General features: G+C 69.3%; 19 protein-coding genes. 8 read left to right on the top strand and 11 right to left on the bottom strand.

Annotated elements, in window-relative coordinates; genetic code table 11:
* Positions 1-29: 29 nt before the first annotated feature.
* Both EJV46_RS22760 and EJV46_RS09740 read right to left on the bottom strand, forming a co-directional pair.
* Entirely contained in the window at positions 30-305 is a 276-nt protein-coding gene (locus EJV46_RS22760) for a hypothetical protein (protein WP_165585448.1), read from the bottom strand.
* A gap of 122 nt (positions 306-427) precedes the next feature.
* On the bottom strand, positions 428-1,558 hold the full coding sequence (locus tag EJV46_RS09740; protein WP_131548420.1) for a M20/M25/M40 family metallo-hydrolase: 1,131 nt from the start codon (positions 1,556-1,558) through the stop codon (positions 428-430).
* A gap of 42 nt (positions 1,559-1,600) precedes the next feature.
* Between EJV46_RS09740 and EJV46_RS09735 the strand changes: the two genes are divergently transcribed.
* Complete coding sequence (locus tag EJV46_RS09735; RefSeq protein ID WP_131548419.1) at positions 1,601-2,332, top strand: aspartate/glutamate racemase family protein; 732 nt, start codon at positions 1,601-1,603, stop codon at positions 2,330-2,332.
* A 45-nt stretch (positions 2,333-2,377) separates the two neighbouring features.
* On the opposite strand, the gene EJV46_RS09730 is transcribed toward EJV46_RS09735, so the two are convergent.
* The gene (locus tag EJV46_RS09730; protein ID WP_206020758.1) at positions 2,378-3,229 is read right to left on the bottom strand and encodes a DMT family transporter; all 852 of its coding nucleotides are present in this window, start codon (positions 3,227-3,229) and stop codon (positions 2,378-2,380) included.
* Positions 3,230-3,567: 338 nt separating this feature from the next.
* Between EJV46_RS09730 and EJV46_RS09725 the strand changes: the two genes are divergently transcribed.
* On the top strand, positions 3,568-3,858 hold the full coding sequence (locus EJV46_RS09725; RefSeq protein WP_131548418.1) for a PGPGW domain-containing protein: 291 nt from the start codon (positions 3,568-3,570) through the stop codon (positions 3,856-3,858).
* A 69-nt stretch (positions 3,859-3,927) separates the two neighbouring features.
* Here the strand turns inward: EJV46_RS09725 and EJV46_RS09720 are convergent, their stop codons facing one another.
* The 4 genes from EJV46_RS09720 to EJV46_RS09705 all read right to left on the bottom strand — a co-directional run bounded on the left by EJV46_RS09720 (position 3,928) and on the right by EJV46_RS09705 (position 7,493).
* Positions 3,928-4,680, bottom strand: a complete 753-nt coding sequence (locus EJV46_RS09720; RefSeq protein ID WP_131548417.1) for an SDR family NAD(P)-dependent oxidoreductase — start codon at positions 4,678-4,680, stop codon at positions 3,928-3,930.
* Between the two features lie 63 nt (positions 4,681-4,743).
* Positions 4,744-5,505 (bottom strand): short-chain dehydrogenase/reductase, encoded by a 762-nt coding sequence (locus tag EJV46_RS09715; RefSeq protein ID WP_131548416.1) that lies wholly within the window; start codon positions 5,503-5,505, stop codon positions 4,744-4,746.
* A 5-nt stretch (positions 5,506-5,510) separates the two neighbouring features.
* Positions 5,511-6,134: an FMN-binding negative transcriptional regulator gene (locus tag EJV46_RS09710; RefSeq protein ID WP_131548415.1), complete on the bottom strand. Its 624-nt coding sequence runs from the start codon at positions 6,132-6,134 to the stop codon at positions 5,511-5,513.
* A 123-nt stretch (positions 6,135-6,257) separates the two neighbouring features.
* Positions 6,258-7,493 carry an argininosuccinate synthase gene (locus EJV46_RS09705; protein WP_131548414.1) on the bottom strand — a complete coding sequence of 412 codons (1,236 nt, stop codon included), beginning with the start codon at positions 7,491-7,493 and terminating at the stop codon, positions 6,258-6,260.
* Positions 7,494-7,757: 264 nt separating this feature from the next.
* Between EJV46_RS09705 and EJV46_RS09700 the strand changes: the two genes are divergently transcribed.
* The 3 genes from EJV46_RS09700 to EJV46_RS09690 all read left to right on the top strand — a co-directional run bounded on the left by EJV46_RS09700 (position 7,758) and on the right by EJV46_RS09690 (position 9,058).
* The gene (locus EJV46_RS09700) at positions 7,758-8,411 is read left to right on the top strand and encodes a hypothetical protein (protein WP_131548413.1); all 654 of its coding nucleotides are present in this window, start codon (positions 7,758-7,760) and stop codon (positions 8,409-8,411) included.
* Between the two features lie 75 nt (positions 8,412-8,486).
* Positions 8,487-8,747 carry a CopG family ribbon-helix-helix protein gene (locus tag EJV46_RS09695; RefSeq protein WP_131548412.1) on the top strand — a complete coding sequence of 87 codons (261 nt, stop codon included), beginning with the start codon at positions 8,487-8,489 and terminating at the stop codon, positions 8,745-8,747.
* Positions 8,744-9,058, top strand: a complete 315-nt coding sequence (locus EJV46_RS09690; RefSeq protein WP_131548411.1) for a type II toxin-antitoxin system RelE/ParE family toxin — start codon at positions 8,744-8,746, stop codon at positions 9,056-9,058. Before EJV46_RS09695 ends, EJV46_RS09690 begins: the two co-directional genes overlap by 4 nt.
* 6 nt (positions 9,059-9,064) lie before the next feature.
* On the opposite strand, the gene EJV46_RS09685 is transcribed toward EJV46_RS09690, so the two are convergent.
* From EJV46_RS09685 to EJV46_RS09670, 4 genes are all read right to left on the bottom strand, one after another.
* Entirely contained in the window at positions 9,065-10,255 is a 1,191-nt protein-coding gene (locus EJV46_RS09685; protein WP_131548410.1) for an MFS transporter, read from the bottom strand.
* Positions 10,256-10,313: 58 nt separating this feature from the next.
* Positions 10,314-11,516, bottom strand: a complete 1,203-nt coding sequence (rlmN, locus tag EJV46_RS09680; RefSeq protein ID WP_131548409.1) for a 23S rRNA (adenine(2503)-C(2))-methyltransferase RlmN — start codon at positions 11,514-11,516, stop codon at positions 10,314-10,316.
* Positions 11,513-12,046: a hypothetical protein gene (locus tag EJV46_RS09675; protein WP_131548408.1), complete on the bottom strand. Its 534-nt coding sequence runs from the start codon at positions 12,044-12,046 to the stop codon at positions 11,513-11,515. Before EJV46_RS09675 ends, rlmN begins: the two co-directional genes overlap by 4 nt.
* A gap of 207 nt (positions 12,047-12,253) precedes the next feature.
* A complete protein-coding gene (locus EJV46_RS09670; RefSeq protein WP_131548407.1) occupies positions 12,254-12,577 on the bottom strand; it encodes a TIGR02300 family protein in 324 nt (107 codons plus the stop codon).
* Between the two features lie 82 nt (positions 12,578-12,659).
* Between EJV46_RS09670 and aroA the strand changes: the two genes are divergently transcribed.
* From aroA to rpsA, 3 genes are all read left to right on the top strand, one after another.
* On the top strand, positions 12,660-14,009 hold the full coding sequence (aroA, locus tag EJV46_RS09665) for a 3-phosphoshikimate 1-carboxyvinyltransferase (RefSeq protein WP_131548406.1): 1,350 nt from the start codon (positions 12,660-12,662) through the stop codon (positions 14,007-14,009).
* Positions 14,006-14,641: a (d)CMP kinase gene (cmk, locus tag EJV46_RS09660; protein WP_131548405.1), complete on the top strand. Its 636-nt coding sequence runs from the start codon at positions 14,006-14,008 to the stop codon at positions 14,639-14,641. The genes aroA and cmk overlap by 4 nt, the downstream gene beginning before the upstream one ends.
* A gap of 200 nt (positions 14,642-14,841) precedes the next feature.
* Positions 14,842-16,563, top strand: coding sequence for a 30S ribosomal protein S1 (gene rpsA / locus EJV46_RS09655; protein ID WP_131548404.1), 1,722 nt, complete (start codon positions 14,842-14,844; stop codon positions 16,561-16,563).
* The last annotated feature ends 231 nt before the right edge of the window (positions 16,564-16,794 follow it).

The following is a 16,794-nucleotide window of genomic DNA, read 5'->3' as shown; positions in this document are numbered from 1 at the left end:
CACCACTTACCGGTGATTGCAGCTGCCGATCAGCGCGCCTGGGTGGAAGCCGTCCGGACCGGCACGCCGGTGACGGGGCGGTTGAACTGGGCCTGGCGGGCAGCGCGGGCCGCGCGGTCGCGGGCCAGCGGGCTGCCCGGCCGGCTCATCGCGTTCAGGCTCTCGAAATCCTGGCCCATGTTCCAGCTCTGGCCGTGGATGGCGCCCTGGCTGGTCACCTGCTGGGAGGCGGCAGGGTTGGCGGCAAAGCCCAGGCCGATGATCAGGGCCAGCGTCGTGATGCTTGCGGGAGCGATGCGGATCATGGCGGCGGTTCCTCTCTCGGTTGGCGGAGCCCGTTGCTCCGCCGGCGAGAGAAGGAATACCGGCCCGTCTTCGATAGGCGTTAGCTAGAAGAACCTATATTCCTAATAGGGTATTCCTATCGTTAGACGCTTTGCAGAAGGCCGGCGAAGAGCTTGGCGCGCGGCACCATGCTGCTGACCTGCACATGCTCCTCGAGCGTATGGGCGAGGGCGCCCTGGATGCCGAGCCCGTCCAGCGTCGGGATGCCCATGGCACCGGTGAAGTTGCCGTCCGAGCCGCCGCCGGCCGACTGGTGCGGCAGGCCGAAGCCCAGGCGCCCGGCGATGGATTCCGCCATGGCGTGCAGCGCGAGGACCTTGCCGTCCGGCTCCCAGACCGGCCGCGTCACGCCCCGCTTCACCTCGAGCTGCACGTCGTTCCCGCTCGCCTTCAGCGACAGCATCTTCTCGACGGCCGCGTCGAGGTCTTCCTGGCGCTTGGCCATGGAGAGCGATTCGGCGTCGCAATAGGTCGCCACGCAGTTCACCCATTGTCCGCCATGGATGACGCCGACGGAATAGGTGCAGGCCTCGGTCGTCATCTCCTCGATGGCGACGATCTGCTTGGCCATCTCGCGGATGGCGCTGCGGCCCTCTCCGAGGCGGGCGCCGGCATGGCTCGGCCGGCCCGTGGTGCGCAGGTTGAAGCGCGCGATGGCGTAGCGGCCGGTCACCACGCCGCCATCGGGACGCGCGGGCTCCGGCACCAGAACGATGGAGTGGCGCGCGGCCTCGGCCTCGATCAGGTCGCGCGTGGAGGGGCTGCCGATCTCCTCGTCGCAGGTCAGCAGGACGGTGACGGGCTTGGAGGTCGCGATGCCGGCCATGGCGAGCTGGCGGATGGCCTCGATGGCGAGGTAGGTCCCGCCCTTCATGTCCTGGATGCCGGGGCCATAGGCCTTGTCGCCCTCGCGGAGGAAGGCGAGGCCGTTCTGCAGCGTGCCGACCGGATGCACCGTGTCGAGATGGGCGAGGACGAGGATGCCGGGCTCGCTGCTCTTGTGCGGGAAGCGCGCGCGCACGCAGTCGCCGAGGCCCATGCGGCCGGGGATGGTCTCCACGCTCGCGCCCATGATCGCGAGGTGCCGCCCCGCCAGCGCCATCATGCGGTTCACCGCGGCGGCGTCATGCGTGGGGCTCTCGCACTCGACCCAGGTGCGGAGGCCGGCCAGCATCTCCTCGGCGTCGAAGGGCAGGTCGAGCTTGGCTTCCATGAACTTCCTCTTTCAGATGCGGCGGTCGTGAAGGGAACCAGGATGCGTCTGCTCGTCGCCAATGCCAACACCACCGAGGCCATCACGCAGCTCTGCGCGGCCTCCGCGCGCGCCGCCGCCGCGCCGGACACGGAGATCGTCGCCGCCACGCCCCGCTTCGGCGCGGAGGTGATCTCCACGCGCGCGGAGAACATCGTGGCCGGACATGCGCTGCTGGAGCTCCTGGCCGCGCATGCGGGGAAGGTGGACGCGGTGCTGTTGGCGGTGAGCCACGACACGGCGCTGGAGGCGGCGCGGCAGCTGATGCCCTGCCCCGTCGTCGGCATGACGGAGGCGGCCTGCTTCGCGGCCTGCCTGCTGGGCGGCCGCTTCGGGCTGGTGACCTTCGGAAGCGTGGAGACCTATCGCGAGCGGATCGCGGCGCATGGGCTGTCCTCGCGGCTCGCCTCGCTGGTGAGCGTGGATGCCACGCCGCAGGAGACGGTGCGCGACCCCGAAGGCGTGGCGCGCAAGGTGAGCGGCGGGATCGCGCGGGCCGTGGCAGAAGGGGCGGATGCGGTGATCCTCGGCGGCGCGGCGCTGGCCGGGATGGGCGAGAGGCTGCAGCCGGAGGCGGCGGTGCCGCTGCTGGACGGCATGGCCTGCGGCGTGAAGCTCTGCGAGATGCTGGTGACGTTGAAGCTGCCGAAGCCGAAGAGCGGGAGCTATGCCGCGCCGGCGGGCCGGATCACCTCCGGCCTCTCGCCGGCCCTGGCGACGATGCTGAAGGCTTGAGCGGCCGGTTCACCGCTTCGGCGTGCCGCCTCCACGGATCGGGCGCTAACGCGACGCCCGCAGGTTGAACAGCCCGGCGGCCACCACCAGCGCCGCGCCTGCGACCGTCAGCGGCTGGAGGTGCTCGCCGAAGACGATCACGCCGGCGGCCGAGGCGAAGATGAGCTGGAAATAGGCCAGCGGCTGCAGCCGGCTCGCCTCCGAGATCGAGAGCGCGCGGATCAGCAGGTAGTGCCCCATCGAGCCGGAGAGGCAGAGCAGCCCCATCCAGAACCAGTCATGGAAGGCGATGGGCGCCCAGATCCAGGGCGCCGGCAGCGTGATCGCGACCGCGCCCGCCATGCCCGTGTAGAAGAAGCTGGTCTCCGGCGGGTCGTGCAGGCCGACGACGCGCGTCAGCAGGCCATAGGCGGCGAAGTTCAGCGCGGCCAGCAGCACCAGCAGCGAGGCCGGCGCGAAGAGGCCGGCGCCCGGGCGGAGGATGAGCAGCACGCCCGCCGCGCCCGCGCCGATCGCGATCCAGCGCCGCAGCGTCACGCGCTCGCCCAGCACGGGGCCGGCCAGGGCGGCGATGATCAGCGGGTAGCAGGCGAAGATCGCATGCGCCTCGACCAGGCCGAGCAGGGTGAAGGACTTCACCATCATCCAGACCTGCACCACCAGCATCACCCCGCGCAGCGATTGCAGGACCGGCCGGTGGCTGCGGACCACCTGACGCAGCCCGCACGGCGCGCGCATCGCCCGCACTATCACGAAGCCCGCGAAGAACCAGTAGCGGATCAGCAGCACGCCCAGGACCGAATAGGCTTCGGCCAGATAGCGGGAGAGGGCGTCCTGCGTGCCGAAGACGAACATGGCGCCGACCATCAGCACCATGCCGAGCGTGGAAGGCTTCAAGGGCTATCGCTCGGCGGCCGCCGGAGCGCCCGGGATGGCGGGGAGGCCGATGTCGTCGGTCCGGGGGGCGGCGGAGCCAAAGCGAGGGTCTAGCGCCAACCCCTTCGCGGCCGGTCTGCATGCGGAAGTCCGGGCGGCCCATGACACGGTCGGATGCTCCTGCGCCAGGTCCGCGCGCAGCCCGAGAATGCCGGACACGACGCGTATGCGCCAGCCGTCCGGCGGCTCAACCATGGAACGCGGGGGGCAGATCCGGACCTCCTTCGGAATCCGGCGCATCGCCCCGAAGCCTGCCATTTCGCTTGAAGTGAGATGACGGCGCCGCCATCTTTGGCGCGATGATCGAGTACCGCCCCTGTCTCCGTCGCAAGGCCATCGGCATCAGCTGCCTGGCCCTGGGCCCCGTGGGCCTTGTTCTTCCCATCCTGCCCGGCTTCATCTTCGTGGCGCTCGGCACCTTCATCCTGCGCGACCAATATGCCTGGGCGCAGCGCAGCGTGGGCGTGGTGGACCGAAGATGGCCGCACCTCCTGCCGACCATCGAGGCGCGCGAGCACAAGGCGATGGAGTGGGGCAACCGCAAGATCGACCGCATGAGGGGCTGGGTCCGCCGCCCGCCGCGCGAATAAGGCACGAAGGCGCCGGATGGAGGGTCACGCGCGGAGTCAGATGGAATCCGCGCAGGGGCCCCGGTGATTTCAGTGAAACATCCGGCCAGAATCGATGACGACGGTCTGACCCGTCATGGTCTCGGTGCGGCACATGGCCACCACCATGTCGGCGCAGTCGTCCTTGTCGGCCGCCTTCTTGAGCAGCGCGCCGGCGGCGGAGCGCTCCACCTGCTCCGGCCGCAGATTGGCCGTCGCGCGCGTGCCTTCCAGCAGGCCGGGCGCCACGCAGTTCACCAGCACCTCGGGCGCCAGCGCCACGGCCATGCACTTGGTCAGGTGGATCAGCCCGGCCTTGGAAACGGCATAGGCGATCGAGGAGCCGGTCGGCCCCAGGCCCGCGACGGAGGAGATGTTCACGATCCGCCCGCCGCCCTGGGCCTTCATCCCGGGCCCGGCCGCCTTGAGCAGCCGCATCGGCCCGGTGAGGTTCACGTCCAGGATCTTGTCCCATTCCTCCATGGTCATGGCGTCGAGCTCGGGGAAGGGGATCGCCTTGTTGTAGGCGGCGTCGTTGACGAGGATGTCGATGCGGCCGAAGCGCGCCACCACCTCGCTGACCAGCTTCTGCACGGCCGCGCCATCCGTGAGGTCGCAGGCGAAGGCCGCGGCGTTCACCTGGTGGCTGGAGGCCAGCTCGCGCGCGACGCCCTCGGCCTGGTCCCTGCTCTTCGCATAGACCACGGCGATATGCGCGCCCTCGCGCGCCAGGGCGTGGCAGATGCGCTGCCCCAGCCCGCCATTGCCGCCCGTGACGAGCGCGACCTTGCCCCTGAGCTCCATGGAACTCTCTCCCCTCGTTATGGGGGAAGAGTGCTCATCGGTTCGGACGCCCGGCAAGGGGGCTCACTTGAACCAGCCGCCGCCATCCACGTCGATCACCGTGCCGGCGATGTAGCCGCCGCGTGGCGAGGCGCCGAAGACAGCGAGTTCCGCGATCTCCCTGGGCTCGATGGACCGGTCCAGCGGCAGGCCCGTCAGGGTCTCGCGCCAGCGCTCCGGGTCGCCGAGCGTCACGCCCGCGCGCTGCCGCGCCTGGGTCTCCATGCGCCCGGTCCGGGTCGCCGCCGGGTTGATGCCGAAGACGCGCACGCCATCCGCCTGCGCCTCGCCGCCGACCGCCGAGGTGAAGGCGATCAGCGCGGCATTCCCCGCGGTACCGGCGATGTAGTTGTGCTTCCAGGCGCGCCCGGCCATGCCGATGATGTTCACGATCACGCCCGACTTTCGCGTCCGCATGTCGGCCAGGAAGAGCTTGGTCAGGTGGAAATAGCCGAAGACCTTGAGCGCCCAGGCCTGCTCCCAGGTCTCCATGTCCAGCACGGAGAGGCTGCCGGAGGGAATGGCGCCGGCATTGTTCACGAGGATGTCGGCGCCGCGGGCGATCTCGTGCAGGCTCACGCGGTCGGCGGGCCTGGAGAGATCGACCGTCACCGCCTCCACCCGCACCTGATATTTCTGGCGCAGCGTGGCGGCGGCCTCATCGGGCGCGCGCGCCGCCAGCACCACGTCGCAGCCCTCGGCCGCGAAGGCCTCGGCGCAAGCATAGCCGATCCCCTTGGACGCGCCGGTGATCACGACGCGCTTGCCCGTCAGTTCCATGTCCATGCTGGTCAGTTCCCGTCCCTGGCATCGCGCATAGCTTGGGCCAGCGCCGCCTCCTCCGCCCCGAGCCCGGCGATCGCGCCCTCGCGATCCGCCTCGTTGCGGTTCTGGGAGAGCTTGCGCTTTCCCGTCAGGACTTCAACCGTCAGCACCACGCCCACGATGCCCTTGAGCTGACTCGCGATGAACTCGGCCGGCGCATCGTTCACCGACCAGGGTCGGGCGCTGCGGAATTCGTGATGGTCGGTCAGGGCGGCGACAATCTCGCGCAGGCGCGCGGCATCCTCCACGATCTCGACGGGCCCCTCGGCATGCACCGCCTCGTAGTTCCAGGTGGGCACCACGCGATGGTGCTCGGCCTTGGAGGGATAGGAGTTGGGCGAGATATAGCCCTGCGGCCCGGGGAAGATGGCGATGGCCCTCCCCGCCTCGCGCAGCGCCTTCCAGTGCGGATTGGCGCGCGCCAGATGGCCGACGACGCGGTGGCCATCGGTCTGGAGCGGCAGGTGGGAGACGTCCGGCACGCCGGAGGCGCCGTTGCTGACCAGGGTGCAGAGCCCGGCCTGCCGCATGAGGCGGAGCAGGACCTCGGGGCGCTCCTCGCGGAAGGCAGGAGGATTGTAGAGAGTCATCGCAACCTCCACGTCTCCGGCCGCAACCGCGGCCGGCGCCGCCCACTCGACTTGACCGCCGACACGCCAGCGGCGCGGCGAAGCCAAGGCGGCGGAGCCGCCGCCCGGCGTCTGAGGGCGAGACTAAAGCATCCCGCCCTTGCGGCCGGCCATCGCGCCAAGGCGCAGGCGGAGGGCGTTCAGCTTGATGAAGCCCTGCGCATCGAACTGGTCGTAGGCGCCCTGGTCCTCGTCGAAGGTCACGTGCTTCATCGAGTAGAGGCTCTTCGGCGACTTGCGGCCGGTCACGATCACATTGCCCTTGTAGAGCTTCATGCGGACCGTGCCCTCCACGCTCGCCTGGCTGGCGTCGATCAGGGCCTGGAGCATGCGGCGCTCGGGCGAGAACCAGAAGCCGTTGTAGATGACCTCGGCATAGCGCGGCATCACGCTGTCCTTCAGATGCGCGGCCTCGCGGTCGAGCGTGATGCTCTCGATCGCGCGGTGGGCCTGCAGCAGGATGGTGCCGCCGGGGGTCTCGTAGCAGCCGCGGCTCTTCATGCCGACGAAGCGGTTCTCGACCAGGTCCAGCCGGCCGATGCCGTTGGCCTTGCCGAGCTCGTTGAGCTTCGTGAGCAGCGTAGCCGGGCTCAGCGCCTCGCCGTTGATGCCGACCGCGTCGCCGTTCTTGAAATCGACGGTGATCTCGGTCGCCACATCGGGCGCGTCCATCGGGCTGATGGTGCGCTGCCAGACCATCTCGTCCGGCGCGTCCCAGGGCTCCTCGAGGATCTTACCCTCGCTGCTGCTGTGCAGCATGTTCGCGTCCACGGAGAAGGGCGCCTCGCCGCGCTTGTCCTTGGCGATGGGGATCTGGTTCTGTTCGGCGAATTCGATCAGCCGGGTGCGGCTGGTGAGGTCCCATTCGCGCCAGGGCGCGATGATCTTCACGTCCGGCTTCAGCGAGTAGTAGCCGATCTCGAAGCGAACCTGGTCGTTGCCCTTGCCGGTCGCGCCATGGGACACGGCATCGGCGCCGACCTGCTCGGCGATCTCGATCTGGCGCTGGGCGATCAGCGGGCGGGCGATGGAGGTGCCCAGCAGGTACTGGCCCTCATAGACCGTGTTCGCGCGGAACATCGGGAAGACGAAGTCCTTCACGAAGGTCTCGCGCAGGTCGTCGACGAAGATGTTCTCGGGCTTGATGCCGAGCAGCAGCGCCTTGTCGCGCGCCGGGCCCAGTTCCTCGCCCTGGCCGAGATCGGCCGTGAAGGTGACGACCTCGCATTGATAGGTGGTCTGGAGCCACTTCAGGATCACGGAGGTGTCGAGCCCACCGGAATAGGCCAGCACGACCTTCTTCACATCTTTGACCCGCATGTCCGGAAGCCTTTCGGGGAATTTTCGTCAGAGGCGGGCTGGATGCCAGCGGATCGTGGGCCCTGCAACCCCGCGCGGCCCGGGGATTGCGAAAGCGGGGCGGCAGCGGGGCGCTTTCATCCCGCGGCATGCGATGGGCCCTGATCGGGCGGATCGATCCGCCCGATAGGCGCCACCAGATTGTCAGGCGGGGAGAAGCTTCGGCATTCTTCCACCATCAGGTGTCGGCCGGGCCCCAGGGCCAGCGGGTTGGAGGGCAGTCGAATGGCGAAGGTTTGGGTTTATTGCTGGGACCACGTGCGGGGCGGCGAGGGCGCGTCCTGGGGCCATTCCTCGCTGCAGATCGAGGGCGGCGCCTATATCTCCTGGTGGCCCTCGAACGACGAGGAGCGCAACTACACGGTGAACGCCAAGAAGAACCCCACCCTCGCCAAGATCATGCGGACCTTCATCGGCACGACCAACGTCTACAAGGTGAAGCACCGCTGCAATCCGACGCTGCAGGCCGATGTCCATCAGGAGGGCCGGGCGGCAGACGACGTGATCGAGATCGCCGAGGGCGTGCTGGACACGAACAAGATCAGCCTGTGGTGGAAGGGCTACGAGTACGAGAAGGCGAGCTACCACACGATCAAGAAGAACTGCTCGACCACGGTGATCCGCGCGCTGCGGGCCGGCGGCTCGGACAAGGCGATGAAGACGGTGAGCGTCGACTGGTTCTCGAAGCGGGGCGGCTGGGAGCCGACGGATATCATGGCCTATCTGCGCCAGATGAACCGCGCGCTGGGCGACGCCAAGGTGAACCTGCGGGGCCAGGCCGCGACCACTCCGCCGCGGCGGAACTCGATGGTGCAGGGGACCGGCGTGGCGATGTGCGAGGCGCATGGCGAGCCGCTGCTGACCTGCGGAAGCTGCTGAGACCGGCCCTCACTGGTGGACAGGCGGTTGTGTTGCTATGTACACACATCAGCACAAATCATGGGAACCCCCGTGATGCCATCCAGCACCACCCTGACGATCCGGGTCACGCAAGAGATCAAGGATCAGCTCGACCGCCTTGCGGCCTCGACCCATCGCTCCAAGTCCTTCCTGGCGGCCGAGGCCATCGCGAAATACGTGGAGCGCGAAGCCGGCATCGTGCTGGCGATCGAACGCGGCCTTGTGGATGCCGATGCTGGGCGACTCGTGCCGCAGGATGAAGCCATGGCCCGACTCGAAGCGACCATCGCGGCCGCCGAGCGCGGCAAAGGTTGAATCGGCCTGTCTTCTGGGCCGCGACTGCGCTGGAGGAGCTTGATCGAAGCATCGGCTATATCGCGGAGCGCAATCCCTCGGCGGCCCGGCGGGTGCTGGCCGGGATCCGCGAGGCGGCGGAACGACTGGGCGCGGCGGCGACGGGCCGGCGCGGCCGAGTGAGCGGAACCTACGAAAAAGTCGTGGCCGGCCGCCCCTATATCGTGGCCTACACCTTCCGAAGCATGCCGTCGGGCGGCGAGAGCGTCATCATTCTCCACGTCATTCATTCAGCCCGGGACTGGCCCGAGGGAGGGTGGCCAGGCCCGTGACGACTGTCAGGACCGGCTCGAGACGCCTCTGACCCACACGGCGAACACGACCATGCCCAAGGCCGACAGCAGGAAGCACGCCCGATAGCCTCCGGTGGCGATCACCCCTGCGAAGACCAAGGAACCCGTCGTCTGGCCCAGGAACAGCGACATGGCGAAGCACGACACCGAAGTCCCCCGCGCCTCGGGCAGAGCCTCCGTCGCCCGCGCCTGCAGCACGCCATGGAAGCTGTAGAAGCAGAAGCCCAGCGCCAGCTGCATCGCGAGCACGAAGCCCCAGGCCGGGGCCAGCGCCGTCAGCGCCAGCCCGGCCGCGAGGCCCAGCCCGCCGCCGAGCAGCAATCCGCGCTCGCCGAAGCGCCGCACCATCCGCCGCGCCAGCCGCGTGTAGAAGATCGCGCCCACGCCGAAGAAGGCCACGACCAGCCCCGCTTCGCCGGCGCTCAGCGAGAAATCCTCGATGAGATAGGAGGCGATGAAGGGGAAGGCGCCACCGAAGAGCAGCGCGCCGTCGAGGAAGGCCGCGAACATCAGCTTCCGCGCCGAGGGGCTCTTCAGGATCTTCGCATAGGCCATCAGCCCGCTCTGCCCGCGCGGGCCGGCCGGCGGGGCATGGAGCATCCGGCGCCCCAGCAGCGAGGCCATGATCACCCCCACCGCGAGGGTGAATGCGCCGAAGGCCAGGTAGCTCGCCTGCCATCCGAAATGCTGGCCGATCACGCCCGAGATCGGCCCTGTCATCAGCTGTGCCATCACATTGCCGATGAGGAACTGACCGATCACCGCCTGCCGGTCCGCATAGGGTACGGTATCGCCGATATGAGCCAGCAACAGCGGGATGATCGCGCCGGCCACTAGCCCGCTGGCCGCGCGCAGGATGGCCAGCTGCGTCACCGTCGTGGCGAATTCCGCGAGGAGGGTGAGGAGGCCGAAGAGCACCAGCGCGACCGCCACCACGCGCAGCTTGCCCAGCCGGTCGCCCAGGGGGCCCGTCGCCACCTGGCCGCTGCCGTAGAACAGCATGAAGATCGCCACGACGACCGCGATGTTCGAGACGGTCACTCCGAAATCCGCGGCGACCATGGGCATCAGCGGGTCCATGATCCGCATGCCGGCGGCTGAGCCGAAGGCCGCCAGCGACAGCAGCCAGATCGCGACCTGGGGGGGATTGCCGGCGCCGGCGCGACCTTCGGTCATCTGATTCAATTCTCGGAGGATGGGGCGATCGGCGATGTCGCTACGGAAAATCCGCAGCTCACGCGGCGGTGATGCGCCGCGCGCGCTCGCTTTCGGTCTTGAGCTGCCCGCAGGCGGCGAGGATGTCGCGCCCGCGCGGCCGGCGGATCGGGCTGGAATAGCCGGCGTCGTTCAGGATGGCGGCGAAGCGCCGCACGGCCTCGGGCGTGGAGGTCTGGTAGGCACTGCCGGGCCAGGGGTTGAACGGGATCAGGTTCACCTTGGCCGGCAGGTCGCGCAGCAGGCGGACGAGCTCATGCGCCTCGGCTTCGCTGTCGTTCACGCCGCGCAGCATCACATATTCGAAGGTGATGCGCCGCGCATTGGAGGCGCCGGGATAGCGCCGGCACGCCGCCAGCAGCTCGGCGATCGGATACTTCCGGTTCAGCGGCACCAGCTCGTCGCGCAGCTCGTCGCGGACGGCGTGCAGCGAGACGGCCAGGTTCACGCCCAGCTCCTCGCCGCACTTGTCCATCATGGGAACGACGCCGGAGGTGCTGAGCGTGATCCGCCGGCGCGAAAGGGCGATGCCCTCATGGTCCATCACGATGTTCAGCGCGCGGGCCGTCGCCTCGTAATTGTAGAGCGGCTCGCCCATCCCCATCACGACGATGTTGGAGACGCGCCGGCCCTCTTCTCCCTTGGGCGTCGGCCACTCGCCATAGCTGTCGCGCGCGGCCATGAACTGGCCGACGATCTCTGCCGTGCCCAGGTTCCGCACCAGCTTCTGCGTGCCCGTGTGGCAGAAGGAGCAGCTGAGCGTGCAGCCCACCTGCGTCGAGATGCACAGCGCTCCGCGATCGTCGTCGGGGATGTAGACGGTCTCGACCTCCTGCCCGTCTCGCCACTTGAACAGCCACTTGCGGGTGCCGTCGGTGGAGGTCTGCTCGGTCGTGATGCCGGGGCGGCCGATGGTGAAGCGCTCGGCCAGCTTCGCCTGCAACGGCCGGGCGATCGTGTTCATTGCGGCGAAGTCGCGGACGCCCTGGTGATAGATCCAGTGCCAGAGCTGCTTGGCGCGGAAGGGCTTCTCGCCGATCGCGAGCATCTCGGCCGCCAGTTCCTCGCGCGTCAGCCCGACCAGCTCGCGCCGGCCGGCTTCGTCCGTCATGGGCGGCGGCGCGAAGATCGCGGACTTGGCCAGGATGCGCAGCCGTTCCGCCTCGGTCAGGCCATCCGCCGGCTGGGCCACGCGGTTGGCGGGCGGGAAGGCGGTGCTCATCTGCGCGCCGCCGGGCATTCGCGCGAGATGGCGTCATAGGCCTGGGAGAAGCCGTTCAGCCCGAAGGTGTCGGCGGCCTGGCCGCGTCCGTTCGGCCCGGGCCCGCGGCCCAGCGCCTCGCGTCCGCTGCGCAGCGCGGCGACCACGGCGCGGCCGTCGCGCGCGAAGGCGGTGTCGCCCGAGGTGTAGAAGGGCAGCTCGTTGGAGCCGACGAAGAGCCGCGCCTCGGCGTTGCGCGGGAAGGGATAGCCGGCGCGGAAGGCGACCTGATCGCGGCTGCCGGGCCGGTGCGTCACCACGAGCATGACGTTGTTCTGCTCGCGCCCCGGCACGCCGTCCAGGCTGCGCGCGCGGGTGAAGGCGTAGCAGACCTTCTGGCCGCCTTCGGTGTGGGTCGCCGCGGTCCAGGCCTGGAAGGTGCCGAGCTGCGCGGGACGCGCGGCGGGCGCGCTCCGCTGCTGCGCCTGGGCGGCAGGGATGGCGAGCGTCAGCAGGAAGGCCAGGGGAGAGGCTAGGGCGAGACCGCGCATGGCTCGCTAGATACGAGCGCGGGCGCCGTACCGCAACCGGAGCCGGACGCAGGGCAGCCCGGACCTGCGGGTACGAGGATCCGCCCGAAAGCCCCGCACCCTTCGAGAATCCGGCCGCAAAGCGTCCGGCGCCGCCCAACCGAACCGGTCGGCCTCGCGGTTCAGCGGCGCGGCGAAGCCAGGCGCGCGTCCGGCGCCGCCGTGAGCCTAACCCTCTTCCTCGCGGTCGGTCTCGACCTCGATCTCGTCGGCGATCGCCTCGTCCTCGTCCTCGAGCTCGTCGGCATCCTCGACGGCATCGGCCTCGACGTCCTCCAGCTCGACGTCGTCGCCATCCGCCTCCGCCGCCGCGGCAGGACGCTTCTTGAGCTTCTCGTCAGGGACGATATTGGCGGAACGGCGCGGGCGCGGCTGCTCCGCCGGCTGCTCGGTGCCGCATTTCGGGCAGGCGGCCGGCTGCTTGCCCATGTCGTAAAACTTCGCGCTGCAGGCCACGCAGGTGCGCTTCAAACCAAGTTCAGGCTTTGCCATGGAGCCCTCTGATTCCTTATGCCCGTCTGGGCAGCGGGGCGCATTGCCACGGGCCGCGCGTCGGTGTCAAACGGGGTGGAAGATGTCCCACGATCAGAACCCCACCCCACTGCGTTCCAGCCCGGCCCCGAGGGGTCTCTCCGGGCGTCTCACCGTGCCAGGCGACAAGTCGATCAGCCATCGCGCGCTGATGTTCGGCGCGCTCGCCGTGGGCACCACCGAGATCGAGGGGCTGCTGGAAGGCGAGGACGTTCTGCGGACCGCGGCCGCCATGCGCCTGCTGGGCGCGACGGTGGATCACCTCGGACCAGGGCGCTGGCGCGTGGCCGGCCGCGGCATCGGCGGGCTGACCGAGCCGGCCGACGTGCTCGACATGGGCAATTCCGGCACGGCCGCGCGGCTGATCTGCGGACTGCTGGCCGGCCATCCCCTCTTCGCGGTCATGACCGGCGACGCCAGCCTGCGGCGCCGCCCGATGCGCCGCGTGACCGATCCGCTGGCCGCCTGCGGGGCCCGTTTCTCCTTCCGCGAGGGCGGGCGGCTGCCGCTGGCCATCGAGGGCGCGCGCGATCCGCTGCCGCTGGACTACACGCTCCCGGTCGCTTCCGCCCAGGTGAAGAGCGCCTGCCTGCTGGCCGGCCTCTGCGCCCCCGGCATCACCCGTGTGGTGGAGCCTGAGGCGACGCGCGACCATTCGGAGAACATGCTGCGCCATTTCGGCGCGAAGGTGCGCGTGGAGGCCCGGGGGCACGGCCGGATCGTCGAGCTGACCGGCCAGCCGGAGCTGCGCGCGGCGGCGGTGAACGTGCCGGGGGATCCTTCCTCGGCCGGCTTCTTCCTTGTGGCGGCGCTGATCGTGCCCGGCTCGCGGCTGGTGATCGGCAATGTCGGGCTGAATCCGCTGCGCACCGGCCTTTTCGATTCGCTGCGCGAGATGGGCGCGAAGCTGGAGGTCGGCGATGCCCGGCTGGAGGGCGGCGAGGCGGTCGGCGATCTCACCGTGGAGTTCACCGGTCTGCGCGCCGTCGATGTCCCGCCGGAGCGGGCGCCCAGCATGATCGACGAGTATCCCATCCTCGCCGTGGCGGCCGCCTGCGCGACCGGCACCAGCCGCTTCCGCGGCCTCGCCGAGCTGCGCGTGAAGGAGAGCGACCGCCTCATCGGCACCGCCGAGATGCTGCGTGTGGCCGGGGCGCGCTGCGAGATCGAGGGCGACGACCTGATCGTCCATGGCTGCGGCGGCCCGCCCCCGGGCGGTGGGGTCGTCGCGACCCAGATGGATCACCGCCTGGCCATGAGCGCGCTGGTCCTGGGACTCGCCTGCAAGACGCCGCTCTCGATCGACGACGGCAGCTTCATCGCCACCAGCTTCCCCAACTTTCTCCCGCTGATGCGGGGCGCGCTGGGGGCCGAGACCATGGTTCCGGCGTGACGGCGCCGCTGGTCATCGCGGTGGACGGCCCCGCGGCGGCCGGCAAGGGGACGCTGGCCCGGCGGCTCGCCGCGCATCTTGGGCTGCCCTATCTCGACACGGGCCTGCTCTACCGCGCCACCGGCCGCCGCGTGCTGGACGCCGGGGCCGACCCCGCCGACCCGGTCGCCGCGGAGCGGGCAGCGCGCGCGCTCACCCCTGGCGACTTCACGCGCGGCGACCTGCGCAACCGGGCCGCCGACGCCGCGGCCAGCAAGGTTGCCGCTATTCCGGCCGTTCGCGCCGCGCTGCTCGACTTCCAGCGCGGCTTCGGCGCGGCCCATGGCGCGGTGCTCGACGGGCGCGACATCGGGACGGTCGTCTTCCCCGAGGCGCAGGTGAAGCTCTTCGTCACGGCCAGCGCGGAGGAGCGCGCCCGCCGCCGCCATGCCGAGCTCCTGGCCAAGGGCGCCGCGCCCGCCCTGGAAGAGGTCGCGGCCGAGATGGCCGCCCGCGATGCCCGTGATGCGGCGCGGGATGTCGCGCCCCTCGTCCCGGCCCGGGACGCCGTGCTGCTCGATACCACGGGCCTCGACGCGGACACGGCCTTCGCAGCCGCGGTGCGAATCGTGGAATCCACGAGAAGGAAGTGATTTCCGCTTGACGGTGAGGAAATCAGAGCGGATGTAACGCGCGCCACTTGAATGTGGCCGGATCGGCGCGGACCGTCACGCGCGCCTGGAGACCTCGGCGGATCCTTCCGCAAGCCGTGACCGACCGGACGCCGGGCGGTGGCGCAAGACCCGGAATGCAGGGCCTCGGCCCCGCGCTCGACTCAGGACAACATCGCCACATGGCATCTGCCACCAGCCCCGCCACGAGCGGCGGCTCCGAAGACTTCGCCACGCTTCTCGATGAGATGCTGGGCGCCAATACCGGCTTCGCCGGCTCCGTCGTGTCCGGCAAGATCATCCGCATCGATGATGACTTCGCCGTCGTGGACGTGGGCCTCAAGAGCGAAGGCCGCGTGCCCCTCAAGGAATTCGCGCCCCAGGGCATGAAGCCCGAGATCAAGCCGGGCGACGTCGTCGACCTCTTCGTGGAGCGCTACGAGGACCGTGACGGCTCCATCGTGCTCTCGCGCGAGAAGGCCCGCCGCGAGGAGGCCTGGACCAACCTCGAAAAGGCCTTCGCCGCGAACCAGCGCGTCAACGGCGTGCTCTTCGGCCGGGTCAAGGGCGGCTTCACCGTCGACCTCGGCGGCGCCGTGGCCTTCCTTCCCGGTTCGCAGGTCGATATCCGCCCCGTTCGCGACGTGGGCCCGCTGATGGGTCAGTCGCAGCCCTTCCAGATCCTCAAGATGGACCGCGCCCGCGGCAACATCGTCGTCAGCCGCCGTGCCGTTCTCGAAGAGACGCGCGCCGAGCAGCGCGCCGAGCTGGTGCAGGGCCTCAAGGAAGGCATGGTTCTCGACGGCGTCGTCAAGAACATCACCGATTACGGCGCCTTCGTGGATCTGGGCGGCGTGGACGGCCTGCTGCATGTCACCGACATCGCCTGGCGCCGCATCAACCACCCGAGCGAGGCCCTGACGATCGGCCAGCAGGTGAAGGTGCAGGTCATCCGCTTCAACAGCGACACGCAGCGCATCAGCCTCGGCATGAAGCAGCTGATGTCCGATCCGTGGGACGGCGTGGCCATCAAGTACCCGGTCAACGCCAAGTTCTCCGGCCGCGTGACCAACATCACCGACTACGGCGCCTTCGTGGAGCTGGAGCCGGGCGTCGAGGGCCTCGTCCATGTGAGCGAGATGTCCTGGACGAAGAAGAACGTCCATCCGGGCAAGATCGTCGCGACCTCCGAGCAGGTGGACGTGCTGATCCTGGACGTGGACGAGCCGAAGCGCCGCATCTCGCTCGGCCTCAAGCAGGCCCAGGGCAACCCGTGGGAGGTCTTCCTGCAGGATCACCCGCTGGGCAGCGAGATCGAGGGCGAGATCCGCAACATCACCGAGTTCGGCTTGTTCATCGGCGTCGGCCCGGATGTGGACGGCATGGTCCATCTCTCCGATCTCAGCTGGGATCTGCCGGGCGAGTCCGCCATCGCCGCCTACAAGAAGGGCGACATGGTGAAGGCGAAGGTTCTCGACGTCGATGTCGAGAAGGAGCGCATCTCGCTGGGCATCAAGCAGCTCGAGGCCGATCCGGCCGCCGAGGTGCTGGACAATGTGAAGAAGGGCGACATCGTCACCTGCACCGTCACCAAGATCGAGACCAACGGGATCGAGGTGAAGGTCAACGACGTGCTGACCGGCTTCATCCGCCGTGCGGAACTGGCGCGTGACCGCCAGGATCAGCGCCCCGACAAGTTCGCCATCGGCGAGAAGGTCGATGCGAAGATCACCGCCGTGGACCGCGCCGCCCGCCGCCTCTCCCTGACCGTGAAGGGCAAGGAGATCGAGGAGGAGCGCGAGGCCGTGAAGGAGTACGGCACGGCCGATTCCGGCGCGTCGCTGGGCGACATTCTCGGCGCGGCCATCCGCCGCCGCCGCGAGCAGGCCAGCGAAGCGGAGTAAAGGTTCTGCACCGGCGTCGGCTGGCCGGGATGATCGGGGGCGCGCCTGCCAGGGCGCGCCCCTTTTTCGTGCCCGACCGTCTCAATTTTCTGCTCAATGGCCGGCGTCTGTGGGGCAGTCAGCCTATATGCCTGATTTATGAGACGGTGGCTTGTGTTGGTCCATTCCGAGCGGGTCGATGCCCGTGGAGCTTCACAAAATGAGGCATTAAGTTAACTTTAATGGGTAGAA

It is taken from the genome of Roseococcus sp. SYP-B2431 (assembly GCF_004336745.1).
Taxonomy (GTDB): domain Bacteria; phylum Pseudomonadota; class Alphaproteobacteria; order Acetobacterales; family Acetobacteraceae; genus Roseococcus.
This window is presented reverse-complemented; position numbering and strand designations above follow the sequence as displayed.

Coding starts and splice junctions, on each gene's coding strand:
- EJV46_RS09695 (WP_131548412.1), top strand. CDS start 8,487: ATGCCATCCAGCACCACCCTGACGATCCGGGTCACGCAAGAGATCAAG.
- EJV46_RS09705 (WP_131548414.1), bottom strand. CDS start 7,493: ATGCGGGTCAAAGATGTGAAGAAGGTCGTGCTGGCCTATTCCGGTGGG.
- EJV46_RS09715 (WP_131548416.1), bottom strand. CDS start 5,505: ATGGACATGGAACTGACGGGCAAGCGCGTCGTGATCACCGGCGCGTCC.
- EJV46_RS22760 (WP_165585448.1), bottom strand. CDS start 305: ATGATCCGCATCGCTCCCGCAAGCATCACGACGCTGGCCCTGATCATC.
- rpsA (WP_131548404.1), top strand. CDS start 14,842: ATGGCATCTGCCACCAGCCCCGCCACGAGCGGCGGCTCCGAAGACTTC.
- EJV46_RS09720 (WP_131548417.1), bottom strand. CDS start 4,680: ATGGAGCTCAGGGGCAAGGTCGCGCTCGTCACGGGCGGCAATGGCGGG.
- EJV46_RS09735 (WP_131548419.1), top strand. CDS start 1,601: ATGCGTCTGCTCGTCGCCAATGCCAACACCACCGAGGCCATCACGCAG.
- EJV46_RS09675 (WP_131548408.1), bottom strand. CDS start 12,046: ATGCGCGGTCTCGCCCTAGCCTCTCCCCTGGCCTTCCTGCTGACGCTC.
- aroA (WP_131548406.1), top strand. CDS start 12,660: ATGTCCCACGATCAGAACCCCACCCCACTGCGTTCCAGCCCGGCCCCG.
- EJV46_RS09670 (WP_131548407.1), bottom strand. CDS start 12,577: ATGGCAAAGCCTGAACTTGGTTTGAAGCGCACCTGCGTGGCCTGCAGC.
- EJV46_RS09710 (WP_131548415.1), bottom strand. CDS start 6,134: ATGACTCTCTACAATCCTCCTGCCTTCCGCGAGGAGCGCCCCGAGGTC.
- rlmN (WP_131548409.1), bottom strand. CDS start 11,516: ATGAGCACCGCCTTCCCGCCCGCCAACCGCGTGGCCCAGCCGGCGGAT.
- EJV46_RS09700 (WP_131548413.1), top strand. CDS start 7,758: ATGGCGAAGGTTTGGGTTTATTGCTGGGACCACGTGCGGGGCGGCGAG.
- EJV46_RS09685 (WP_131548410.1), bottom strand. CDS start 10,255: ATGACCGAAGGTCGCGCCGGCGCCGGCAATCCCCCCCAGGTCGCGATC.
- EJV46_RS09740 (WP_131548420.1), bottom strand. CDS start 1,558: ATGGAAGCCAAGCTCGACCTGCCCTTCGACGCCGAGGAGATGCTGGCC.
- EJV46_RS09725 (WP_131548418.1), top strand. CDS start 3,568: ATGATCGAGTACCGCCCCTGTCTCCGTCGCAAGGCCATCGGCATCAGC.